General features: G+C 73.2%; 9 protein-coding genes and 1 pseudogene. 5 read left to right on the plus strand and 5 right to left on the minus strand.

Annotated features, from left to right (window positions below; translation table 11 throughout):
* Positions 1-928: 928 nt before the first annotated feature.
* Positions 929-1,219 (plus strand): annotated as a pseudogene (locus ACFVWU_RS42620) (M14 family zinc carboxypeptidase); the annotation flags it as partial.
* Between the two features lie 424 nt (positions 1,220-1,643).
* Complete coding sequence (locus tag ACFVWU_RS42625; protein WP_387631610.1) at positions 1,644-2,261, plus strand: hypothetical protein; 618 nt, start codon at positions 1,644-1,646, stop codon at positions 2,259-2,261.
* A gap of 256 nt (positions 2,262-2,517) precedes the next feature.
* Here the strand turns inward: ACFVWU_RS42625 and ACFVWU_RS42630 are convergent, their stop codons facing one another.
* Positions 2,518-3,678, minus strand: a complete 1,161-nt coding sequence (locus ACFVWU_RS42630) for a competence protein CoiA family protein (protein WP_387631612.1) — start codon at positions 3,676-3,678, stop codon at positions 2,518-2,520.
* Between the two features lie 9 nt (positions 3,679-3,687).
* The gene (locus tag ACFVWU_RS42635) at positions 3,688-4,839 is read right to left on the minus strand and encodes a tetratricopeptide repeat protein (RefSeq protein ID WP_387631613.1); all 1,152 of its coding nucleotides are present in this window, start codon (positions 4,837-4,839) and stop codon (positions 3,688-3,690) included.
* 704 nt (positions 4,840-5,543) lie between these two features.
* Between ACFVWU_RS42635 and ACFVWU_RS42640 the strand changes: the two genes are divergently transcribed.
* Positions 5,544-5,819, plus strand: coding sequence for a hypothetical protein (locus ACFVWU_RS42640; protein ID WP_387631615.1), 276 nt, complete (start codon positions 5,544-5,546; stop codon positions 5,817-5,819).
* Positions 5,783-6,157 carry a hypothetical protein gene (locus tag ACFVWU_RS42645; protein WP_387631617.1) on the plus strand — a complete coding sequence of 125 codons (375 nt, stop codon included), beginning with the start codon at positions 5,783-5,785 and terminating at the stop codon, positions 6,155-6,157. Before ACFVWU_RS42640 ends, ACFVWU_RS42645 begins: the two co-directional genes overlap by 37 nt.
* Positions 6,158-6,482: 325 nt before the next feature.
* Here ACFVWU_RS42645 and ACFVWU_RS42650 read toward each other — a convergent pair whose 3' ends face one another.
* Complete coding sequence (locus ACFVWU_RS42650) at positions 6,483-7,310, minus strand: hypothetical protein (protein WP_387631618.1); 828 nt, start codon at positions 7,308-7,310, stop codon at positions 6,483-6,485.
* Positions 7,311-7,477: 167 nt separating this feature from the next.
* On the opposite strand from ACFVWU_RS42650, the gene ACFVWU_RS42655 reads away from it, so the two are divergent.
* The gene (locus ACFVWU_RS42655; RefSeq protein ID WP_387631620.1) at positions 7,478-7,816 is read left to right on the plus strand and encodes a hypothetical protein; all 339 of its coding nucleotides are present in this window, start codon (positions 7,478-7,480) and stop codon (positions 7,814-7,816) included.
* A gap of 609 nt (positions 7,817-8,425) precedes the next feature.
* Here the strand turns inward: ACFVWU_RS42655 and ACFVWU_RS42660 are convergent.
* Both ACFVWU_RS42660 and ACFVWU_RS42665 read right to left on the minus strand, forming a co-directional pair.
* Positions 8,426-10,591, minus strand: a complete 2,166-nt coding sequence (locus ACFVWU_RS42660; protein ID WP_387631622.1) for a tetratricopeptide repeat protein — start codon at positions 10,589-10,591, stop codon at positions 8,426-8,428.
* Between the two features lie 182 nt (positions 10,592-10,773).
* Positions 10,774-11,178, minus strand: a complete 405-nt coding sequence (locus ACFVWU_RS42665) for a hypothetical protein (RefSeq protein WP_387631625.1) — start codon at positions 11,176-11,178, stop codon at positions 10,774-10,776.
* Positions 11,179-11,343: the final 165 nt, after the last annotated feature.

Genomic DNA, 11,343 nt, shown 5'->3' on the forward strand with positions numbered 1-11,343 from the left:
GCGCGACACCCGACACCACCCGCCCAGGGCAGCTTCCCGCTCCAGCACGCTGCCACCGCCGGCGTCATGGTGCGGTGGTTCGGTTTCGCCGGGCGCCCGCGCCCTGCATACGTTCTTCGAATCGCGCGTCAGCGGTACTGAGGGGACATCATGAGACCTGAGTTCGTCACGGTCATGGGCACCGGATCCGTGGCGCGCGGCGTCGCCGACCGCCTGGCCGACGCCGGCTTCACGACCAACACTCCGCCGACCGGCGGGACCGACGTGCACGTGCTCGTGACCGCGTTCGCCCTCGCGGAGCCGAGCCCGCGCATCTACGAGGAGACCCGCCGCGTCATCGCCGCGATGACACCCGGGAGCTGGTGGCTCGACATGACCTACCACCCGCTGAGGACCGACGACCTGTGGGTCCCGCCGGAGGACCTCGCCCGAGTGACGCGCGTGCGCGTGCCGGTCACCGACGTGCTGGTGGCCAGTCCGCCCGCCACCCTGGAGCAGCGCACCCGTGAGGTGTGCGACGCCATCCTGAGGGTCGCCGACCTCGTCCTGCCCACGCAGACCCCCGAGTTTCCGATCGCCTCGCTCGACCTCGGCCTCGCCGAGCCGCCCGCGCGGGGGCACCACCTGCGACCGGTCTCCACTCAGCCGTGCCGCACCGGCCGCCTCGTCGTGCGTCCCGACCCGGACCGGATTGCGGCGGGTCTGAACAGTGGCCCGGCTGCGGGGGAGGGGAACGCGGCCGGGCCACTGCAAAGCCGCCGGTACGAGCACAGCGGGCAGATCCGGAGAGTCATCGGCAACGTCCGGGACCGCTTTCGCACGAAGGACGCACGCGTGGCCTCCAGCGGACAGCCGATCGGCGTCTGGAGCGGCCCAGGAGCTCCCGCCACGGCCGGCCAGGACAGGCGCGCAGGAAATGGGGACGACCATGTTCACCGACGCTTCGACCGCCGCAGGCCGAGCGGTGCTCGACGACCGCTACCCCGCACTGGACGACCTCACCGACGCGGCCCACCAACTGGCCGCCCGCCACCCGGACCTGTGCCGCGTGCGCACCCTCGGAAACTCCCGCGACGGCCGCCCCCTGATGCTCCTGACCATCGGCCACGTCAACGACCACGTGCTGGTCGTCTCCGGCGCACACGCCGACGAGTTCTCCGGCCGCGCCAGCGTCCTGGAACTGGCCCACCGCGTCCTCGCCCAGCCCGCCCTGCACTCCACGCTGACCTGGAACCTCCTGCTCTGCCTCGACCCCGACGGCGCGCACCTCGCGGAAGACAGCCGCCACGCCCGCACCCTGCCCGAGTACTTCGCCACCTTCTACCGCCCCGCCGCCGAGGAACAGCCCGAATGGGCCCCGGCCACCGGCGGCACACTCCCCGAGAGCCGCATCCTCCTCGACCTGATCGACGAACTGCGCCCGCGCCTGCAGTTCTCCCTCCACAACACCGACATCGGCGGCACCTTCGTCCAGACCACCCGCGACCTGCCCGGCCTCGCCGAACCGTTCGCCAAGTCCGCCGCCGAACACGCCATCCCCCTCGACTCCGGCTCCTTCGACACCTTCTGGCTCCGGGAACCGGGCCCCGGCGTCTTCATCGCCGGACCCCGGCGACATCGACCGGCAGGAAAGCACCACCGGCATGCTGGCCGCCCACCCCGGCGACGAGCCGGACGCCACCGACACGAGCGTCAGGGCCACCACCTGGTTCACCCCCCAGCGCCACGGCGGCGACACCCTCATCATCGAAGTCCCGGTCTGGGCCTCCCACCCCGACCCCACCCACCCCACCCCCGGCCCCCGCACCCACCTCGCCGCCTGTGCCGACCAGCTCCGCCACCACGGACACCTGATCACCGAACTCCTCGACACCGCCCGCCCCCACCTGACCGACACCCCCCTGCTGCGCGCCGCCCACACCCCGCTGACCGCACTGCGCCAGCTCGCCGACCAGTGGGACCCCCGCACCGGCGGCCAGCACCTCCTACAGCCCGGACTCATGACCCCCGCCCGCCTCGACGGCATCGAACTGTGGGCCCACCGCCTCCCCATCCGCACCGCCGCCCTGCTGCGCCGCGCCCTCGGCCCGGCCGACGAACACACCGCACCGGCTACCGATCGCCTCGACCACCTGCTGCGGGACTGGTGCGCCCGGTACGAGCAGCGCTTCCGGCCAGCCTGGATTCCCGTGGCGCGGCAGGCAGCCCACCAGGCCAACACCGTGCTGGCCGCAGTCGAGCTCGGCCGACCCGCTTCGTGAGTGGTGCGCCCCCGGCATCCAGCCCACTGCGGCCGAAGGCCCGCGCACACGCCCTGTCCGCTGACCGCCGTCGAACGGGTCGGCCGGGCCGTCTGCATGTTCACCGGCACCGTGTGGCCGGGTCGAAGCGTCCCGTCGCCGCGTGCAGGGTCCCCGGTCGGGCCCAGCTCCACCCGCCAGAAACACCAGGGCCGAGCCGGTCAGAGCAGCCAGGACAGGTCGACAATTTCGGTGCCCTCGGGCGCGCAGTGGAGCGTCAGGAAGCGTTCCTGCGCATCGGCGGTGAAGACCACCAGCCCGGCCAGAGCGGACCAGTCCGCAGCCCAGGGATCGGGGCGCAGTACCGCGCACGGCACATCGGCGACGTGGATCGGCAGTCCGCCTGCCCACCGGGATCGGCGAACGCGCCGTGGTCCATGAACGGGGCCGTCCCGGTGCGCGTCGTGACCCAGCGGGCGGCGGCGTCCTCCAGTTTCCAGCGGCGCGCCATCGGGATCTTGCTCCGCCACCCGTCCACCGTGGCCGGGGCGGCCAGGCGGATGCGCCGGGCCCGCTCCTGACGCCACGCCTCCTCCCTGCGGGCGGACGCGGCCTGCCGCTCGCGCTCCGCCTGCTCGGCTCGGGCAGTGCGCTCGCGTTCGGTCCGCTCGTATTCGAGCGCAGCGGCCGCATGGGCCGGGGTGCTCCAATGTGTGTCCCACAGCCGCTGGTCAGCGCGCAGCCGGTACGGCCCGTATGCCGGCGTCCGGACCGGGACTGTACGGCCCGCCAGGACTGCCGAGACGAAGTCGCCCAGCGGCGCGCTGACACCCTCCCAACCGCCGCGCCCGGGCGGTTCGGCCCTGAACCACGCCAGTCCCGCCGCCACGTCCCACGCCCCGGCCGCACCATCCGGTACCTCACCGGGCGGTGCGACGCGGATCGAGGGCACCATCCCGAGCCACGGCCGGGGCCCGGTGGTCACCCAGCACACCGGCACACCGTGGCGCGCGAACCGCTCGGTCCGCTCCCGTATCCCGTCTGGGGTGATCGCGGACAGTTGCGCTTCCCAGGCCATGCGCGAACCGATAGGGGAGACGGCCATCACGTCGGCCCGCCAGGTGCCGTCCGCCGCCCGTGCTTCCAGCTCGGCGAACCAGCCAGCCGCGCGGACCTCGGTAGCGAGGTCCAGCTTGATCAGGTGATGATCCATCGATTCCCGGGCCAACGCGCAGCGCGGCGCTCCGGGGTCGTGAGCGAAGAAGCGCATCCTTCGGCGGGGGGAGAGCTTGGCGTGCACGCTGTGCCCGCAGTCCGGGCAGGCGAGCGGAACCCGGGGCCGCGCCCGGTGGACCGCCGCCCAGGACCAGCCGCACCCGAGATCGTCCCGGCTGGCGTCCAACCGGCCCCGCAGGGCGTGCACCGCGGTGAACGCCATGCTTCCTCCTCACCCCATCCCTGCCCCGGACGCGATCTCCCTCGGTTGTGATGTCCGGCCTGTCGCCGACATCGCGCCCACCCGCCGACTGTGCCTTGCGAGCAGGAGCAGCGGCCACGCTGCCGTCCGCGTCGCACCCAGCAGCCGGACGGCCCGGCCCAGCTCCTCCCGGGCCTGCGCCCGGTGCCCCGACATGAGATGGATCCAGCCCAGCAAGCCGTGGGCCTGGCCGTCGTCGAGGTCGTCGCGAAGGAGGACCGCAAGGTGAGTGTCGGCCTCCCGGGTGCGGCCGGCCCGGACCAGCAGACAGGCCAGGTTCCACCGGCAGATGCGGACCGCAGGATTCATGGCGACGGCCCGGCGCAGCACCTGCTCGGCGGCGTGCGGACGCCCGCGCCCGAAGAGAGCCCAGCCCAGCGCGTTGAGCGTCCACGGCGTCGCCTGCGCGGCGACCGTCTGCCGGGCCACCGTCACGGCTTCCCTCCACCGCTGCAGCTCCCCCAGGGCGAAGCACAGCACCTCACCGGTCCGGCCCCAGTCCGGTGCCAGCTCGTGCGCCCGTGAGGCGGCCCGGTACGCCCCGTCATAGTCGCCACCGTCCAGCAGCGCTTGCCCAAGGACCACGTGGCCCCAGGCGGAGCCCGGCCATCCGGCCACAGCGGCCCGGGCGTGCACGGCGACCTCGTCGGCACGCGCGTCGCCCGCTCGCAGGACTTCGGCCAGGCCCAGATGCCCGAGGGCCGAGACCGGATCACAGGCAAGGGCCGCGCGGCAGGCGGCCCCGGCCTCCTCCAACCGCCCCTGATGCAACAGCACGTACCCCAGCTCGCCAAGCGCGGCCGCGCACCCGGGCCGCAGCGCCACCGCCGCGGTGAACTGCTCCTCGGCATCCCCCCAACGCTCGAGGGCCGAAAACGCGCGGCCCAGGTCCAGCAGGACCTCCACGTCCCAGGGCACAAGCTCCACGGCAGACGACAGCACGCCGACAGCCTCCTCCCAGCGCTGCGCCCCGACCAGTTCGAAGCCGAGCTCTCGTCGCACTGCGGTGTCGTGCGGCAGGGCGTGCAGAAGGCCTTGCAGGCTCGCGATGCGGATCTCGACGTCCTCCCCGTCGTCCGGATCGGGCCCGGGCCAGTCCCCAGGGACCGCTTCCTCCGTCAACACCGCCTCCGCGTACGTGGGGAACCGGGCGCTCTTTTGGGTCGGCGCCCGTGCCCGGAATCTCATGGCGATGCCCGCACCGGCAAGCTGCCAACGGCAGCGATCCCGCCCGGCGGGAAGCTGCACGGCTGCGCCGGGTCGGCGGCCCGTCCAGCGGATTTGCTGTCCCGACCCGGTCCGGAAGGGCGGCTGTAGGAGGCCGGCCGTGCGGCGGCGGCACATTGGTGCCGCATGCCGGATACGGGTGCCCGGCACGGCGGTTGTGGCGGAAGGGGATTCGGGCGGATCGTGTTCCGGCGCGCGATGCCTGCGGCGGGAACTGTGGTGTGCCGGTCTGGCAAGAGGTGGTGCGGTGGTGAGAGTCGGCGGGGCTGGCCAGCCATGGAGGCCCGACCTGTCGCCGGAAGCCGACCCGGCCTGCGGCTGGCATGAGCAACGTCACGGCTGCGACGGAGGGGAACGCAACCGGGCCGCCCCGACACGCCGATGCTGCCCTTGGTCGCGGAGCACATTGCGGTCTTGGCGGACCACCGCCGCAACGCCACGGCGCCGGCTGCCGGGCGTTCGGCGTGCGGCGGTAGCGCGCCCACCTCTGCCCGGGCTTCGACGCCGGCAGCGCCGGCTGACTCCCGGGCGGGCCTGTCAAGACCGGGTGTCCCGTGCGGGTGTTGTTGCGGGATTTCGGAGCCAGCCGGTGCGGGGGTGTGCGATACCAGGAGTCCTGGACCGGCGTGTGGGCGGAGAGGGTGGTGGAGCCGATGCGGGTCGCGCAGGCGCGGGAGCTGATCGGCGAGGCGGTGGTGGGCGCGGTACGCGCCGGCTTCGCGTGGGAGCACGAGCACTTCCGGTATGCCGAGCACCCGGCACCGGAACCGGCGTTCAAGGCTGGCCGGGAGCGGGCCGGGCACGACTCCTCCCGCGTGCCCGAGGTGCCGACGGCATCGTGGAATCCCACGTCACCGACGGCACCCCGGGCATGACCTTCTCGCACAAGGTCGAATACGGCGCGCCGCCGTTCATCCAGCTCTGGGTCCGCCCGACCTGGCTGCGCCAGGTCGCCCACGCGGGCTGGGCCGTCCTGGCCGGCCGCGCGGTCCTGGACGTCCTCGCCTGGGACGAAAGCGTCACCCCGCGCCGCCCGGCCCAGGTACGCGCCGCGCTGATCTGCGCCGACTACGACGCGGGCATGCACGGCTGGCGCGCCCACGCCGACAACCGCGACCTGCGCGTCGCCTGGAGCGCGGAGGGCCAGGCCAGCCTCGTCATGCCCTGGGACGAACCCCAGGACATCGACCCCAAGGCAGCCTCGGTGGCGTGAAGGCCCAGGCAGATCACACCGCGCGGTGCCCTGCAGTGCTGCACCCGGCCAGTCTGTGCGGTCCGGCGGCAGGTAGGGACAAAGGGCGCTCCGCCTTCGACCTGCCGGGTCCGGGTCAGCTCCCGCCCCTCTTCACCAGTCGTCCGGCTGGGCTGAGGGTGGTCCCGGCAAGACCCGGGCAAAGCCGCCCGCAACCGCAGCGACGGGCCGACCAGCCGTAGGGAGCGGGAGGAGCGTACGCGAATCCCCTCAACGGGCCGAGGTGGTGCCGAGGTACCCATCGGCACCACCCCGGATCAGCCAGGTCCGACAGGGGTGACGGCCGTCAGCCAGCTACCGCGTCGTACAAGCCGCGGCCCGTGCGCTGCGCCCGTCCGGTCTTGGCGAGGCGCTCGAGCATCGTGCGCACCGCGTCGAGTGCTCCGTTCTGGTCGTCGAGTCCGAGCAGGACGGTTACCTCCCTGGCCCGCAGCGGGCCCTTGGCCTGTCCGAGGACGGCCAGCACGCTCTCGGCGTCGGTCAGCCGCCGACGGCCCGCCGCCGTGGGCGCGGGCGTCGTCCGGCTGCCTGCACCTCCTGGGGCTTTCGCGGGCGCCGCCTTTCCCCGGGCGGCCGTCGTGCCCGTGGTCTTGGAGGCGCCTCGGGCAGCCTTCCTCGCGGCCGGGGCCGGCGCGGGCGCCACATCCTGTTCCCGGGCACCCGTCGTCGACGCCTTCCCCGGGACGGCCTTTGCGGCCGCTCGCTTCGCGGGGGCGGCCGCCTTCCGCGCGGTCGCCGTCTTCTTCGCTGCCGCCTTCTTGGCGACGGCCTTGCGCGGGCCCGCGCTGCGGCCTCCAGCCGCCTCTCCAGCGGAGCCGGACTCGGCGACGGGTGACTCGGAGGGCTCCTGCGCCGACTGCGCCCGGGCGGCAGGCGGCTCGTGCGCGACGCCGACCCGCGCGGTGCCCTGCACCCGGTCCCGCTCCCCGAGTGGAGCCTGGGCCAGAACATCCAAGCCCTCCAGCACGGCCACCATCGCGTTCTCCTGGGCGATGAGGGCCGCCAGCTGCTCCTCGAGCCGGCGCCGCTGCTCCCGTACGGCCGGCAGTCGTGCCTCCACGAGGGCCCGCGTCGATCCCACACTGCTGTCCGAGCCGAACGTGTGTCCGTCCACAAGTGCTCCTTCAACTTCCGTTTGTGTCAGCGAATGTACGGCGATCACAAGGGCGGGCTCAGCGGGATGGCGGAATTCGACCCGTGAGGGTTGCATCGCACCCGTTCGGCAACAGACTCCGCAGGCCGGCAGGGGACCGGGGCCGCCCGGCCCTTGGCTCCCCGCTGGTGCGCGGCTCGATGTGGCTGCGCTGGTCCGGCCACGACTGCAGCCGCACCCTTCACCAGGGCGCCGGCCTTGCCCGCGGCTGGACCGAGAAGGACGTCGACGGCCTGGACGGCTGGGTGGCCCTGGTGGAGGGCCGAGTCGTCCTCGGCGCCCGCCCCGGCGGCGGCGTGCCGGAGCCCGTCGTGCACGCCGAGGCGTGGCAGGCTGGCGCGACGCTGCACGCCGCCCTCGCCCAACACCCCGCCCCCTTCATCCAAGACGAGGACGACGACCAGGAGCACGGACTGCTCGGCGACGTCTGCCACCGGGCGGCCGGGATGACCCTGGAGACCATCTAGCAGGCCCTGCACCGGGCCCGGGAGGACGAGCGCGCCGCCGACCGGTACGCCGACGCCGGAGACGAGATCGCCTACGCCACCGCGGCCGACGCCCTGGCCGAGTGGCAGCGCGTACGCGACCACACCGCCACCACCAGCGCAAAGCGCTACGACCCCGACCACGACACCGCCCTCCAGAACGCGCTGCGCGCCGAACGCCACCGCCAGGACGTCGCCGAATGCGCCCGCGAGGCCGCCCACCAGGCCCGACAGACCACCGACGCCGCCCACCGCCGCCTCGTCGGCACCGCCGCCCAGCCCCTCTACACCGCCCTGGAGCGCGCCGGCCTCTACGCGCTCACCGACGACGACCACCAGGCCGTCCGCGACCTCACCCGCCACGCGACCCCGACACGCTGCGCCAGGTCATGAGCTGGCTGGAGCGCACCCGCACCGCAGCCCTCGCACTGCGCGGCACCGAGCAGGCCCCGCCCACCCGCCCGAGGGTGCACCGCAGCCAGTTCTGACCAGGAACGGGTCTGCACGGTCTGCTGGACACACCCCAGGCAATCGCACGTGTGACCTAACCGGCGCCGGGCTGCGCCCAGCCGTCGGCGGCGGGACGGTCGATCAGGTGGGAGCGGGCTGCCCGCTGCTTTCCTGGCCCGGTGGTTCGGCCGCTGATGCTGCGTTGGCGGCCAGCAGGGCACGTTGGCGGTACTCGGCGGCGGCCTGGGGTTGTCCGTCGGCCTCGAGGGCATCGGCGGCCAGTCGGTACGCGTCGGCGAGGACGGGCCCATACCGCCCGGGGTCGTCGGCCAAGTGAGGGCCGACCGCGTGGACAGCGGCGGACGCATCCCGCCACGCCTCGGCCGCATTCGCCGGCAACAGGGCACGTCCGCGCTCCGTCAGCAGGACCGCCAGCCCGAGTCGCGAACGCACCGTTTCCAGATGCCGGGCTCCCAGCACCTGCGCCCGTCCTTCCACGGCGGCCTCCTGCAGGGGGATGGCGTCGTCGAGGCGTCCGGCCTCTGCGTAGGAGAGGGCGAGGTTGTTGCGGTCGGTGAGGGTGGCGGGGTGGTCGGTTCCGTGGATGTGTTCGCGGGCGGTGAGGACCTGTTTTTGCAGGGGGATGGCGTCGTCGAGGCGTCCGGCCTCTGCGTAGGAGAGGGCGAGGTTGTTGCGGTCGGTGAGGGTGGCGGGGTGGTCGGTTCCGTGGATGTGTTCGCGGGCGGTGAGGACCTGTTTTTGCAGGGGGATGGCGTCGTCGAGGCGTCCGGCCTCTGCGTAGGAGAGGGCGAGGTTGTTGCGGTCGGTGAGGGTGGCGGGGTGGTCGGGTCCGAGGATGCTTTCGCTGGTGTCGGTGGTGTGGGTCCAGTAGCGGACCGCTTCGGCGTGCAGGCCAGCGCGGAGGAGGCTCAGGCCGGCGCGGAAGAGAAGATGGTGCCCGTCGGGGTACCAGAGTCGTTCTTGGGCGTGTTCGGTGAGGGTCTCGGTGTTGGCGCGCAGGACGGCTACGAGGTCACGGTCGAGGTGGTCTTCGTCGGGCCAGAGCGCGAGCAGTGCGTCGGCGGCCGCTTCGTGGGGCCGTTCGGGTTCGGATGTGGTGTCGAGGGCGGCGCGGGCGGTGAGGGCGTGGAGGGCGACGGAGCGGTGTCCCTCGTGGGTGAGGTTGATCAGGTTGTAGTTGTGGAGGAGGGCGAGGGCGTCGAGCGCGTCGTCGGCATGGACCGGTGCTGCGGCCGGTTCGCCCTCTGATGCCGGTTCCGGGCCCAGCTGGGCGGGCGTTGTCCGGTGTTGGGTGAGGTACTGCAGGACCGGAGGGGTGGTCCAGAGCTTTTGTGGGTGGCCTGCGGGGTCGAGGAGGGCGGCCAGGCGTAGTGCGGGCAGGGCCAGGCCTGCCGGTTCGTCGTGCTGGGCGGCGTCGAGGGTGATTAGGAGGGCGGCGGCGACGGGGCGTTCGTAGCCGTCGGTGCCGGTGCGGGCGGGCATGAGGGTGTCGAGGGTGCGGGTGCGGTCGCGGAAGAGCTGGAGGTAGCGGCTGCTGGTGCGTCGGGTGTTGATCATGTAGGCGGCGGCGTGGCCGAGGGCGAGGGGGAGGTGGCCGAGGTCCTCGGCGAGGTCCGGCGCGCTGTCGTCCAGGAGGCGGGTCTGGCCGGCTTGGGTCAGGCGCTCGCGCAGGTAGTCGGCGGATTCGGCGGGTGTGTAGGCCGTGACGTCGATGAGGGTGCGGCCGGCGCCGGTGGCGGCGGCGCCGCGTTGGCGGGTGGTGGCGATGACCAGGCCGTGTCCGCCCCGGCTGGTGGTGGGCCACGGGCCTTTGGGGGTGAGGTCGGTGACGTTGTCCAGGACGATCAGCCAGGTGTGGTCGGTGGCGGCGAGCCAGGCCAGGAACCGGGCGGCGTCCTGCTCGGTGTCCTCGACCCGGTGGGTGGCTCCGGGGACCTGAACGGCCTCGGCGGCCTCGGCGGCCTCGGCGAAGACGGCGGTGGCGGTCGCGGTCTCGGTGGCGTCGGTCCATACGACGAGGTCGGTGCCCTGGCCGAGGGCCTGGCGGGCGTAGTGGGCGGCGAGCTGGGTCTTGCCGACCCCGCCGCCGCCGGCCAGGACCTGTGTCCGGGGAGCGTGGCGGCCGGCGGGATTTCCGTCGGGCGGCGGGTCGGGTGGTTCGGTGCCGGGCCGTTCGCTCGCCAGGACGATCGTCGCGTACCGCGCACGTGCCTCGTCGATGGTCTTGCGTAGTTCGGTGCGGGGCTGGAAGGCGCTGGCCTCGGCCGGGATCGTGCCGATCACCATCGGCCACTGCGGCTCTTTGGCCGGGGGGAGATGCTGGTCAATGTAAATGTCCCCAGCAGCGGCGGTTCCCCCCTTCTCCGTGGTGACCCACGTGTGGGAGGTGGCCGGTGGTGGCGCAGTGCTTTCCCGCCCCGCTGTCCCAGGATCGGGGGGCCTGCGTCTGTTCCACGGCCACTGTGGGGTCATGGAGGGTCGCCCCGGCTGTCGATGATGTCGCGGCCGGCTGCTTTCGAGCCCGGGCCCCTTGCGGTGACGCGGCGCTTGTCCGTTTGGGGTGGCGGCGTGGTCTGTGTGTGGCGGGGTCGTGGCGGGCCGCGATAGATGTCGTTCCCGGCGGCCTCGGCACCGTGTTCGGCCTTCACGGTCACGTCCCGGGCGCTGGTGGTACTGTCCGGCGTCGATGAGCCGGCTGGGGAGTGCCGCAGCGAGCGAAGGGTCAGGGTCAGGCCGGTGATTGCGACTATCGCTCCCACGATGCTGGCGACGCGGTTGGCGGTGTCCAGATTCACCAGGACCGCGACGATGATCAAGGAGACGGCGACCAACCCGCAGACCGCGGCTGCCGCCCACCACATCGAGCGACGCACCTGAATCCCCTCCTCCATACAGGGGCATAACCAGGTGATCTCATTGTCTCACCGTGAGCCTTCCCGAACCCGGCGACGGCTGGCGGGTCTACGACGACGCGGTGCCCATCGTCGCGACCACCCTGGAGCTGCTGGCCACCCGCGGGCCGCTCGGGCCCATCTGGT

Origin of the sequence: Kitasatospora sp. NPDC058190, from assembly GCF_042883685.1 — a bacterium.
In the GTDB taxonomy this organism is placed as follows: Bacteria; Actinomycetota; Actinomycetes; order Streptomycetales; family Streptomycetaceae; genus Kitasatospora.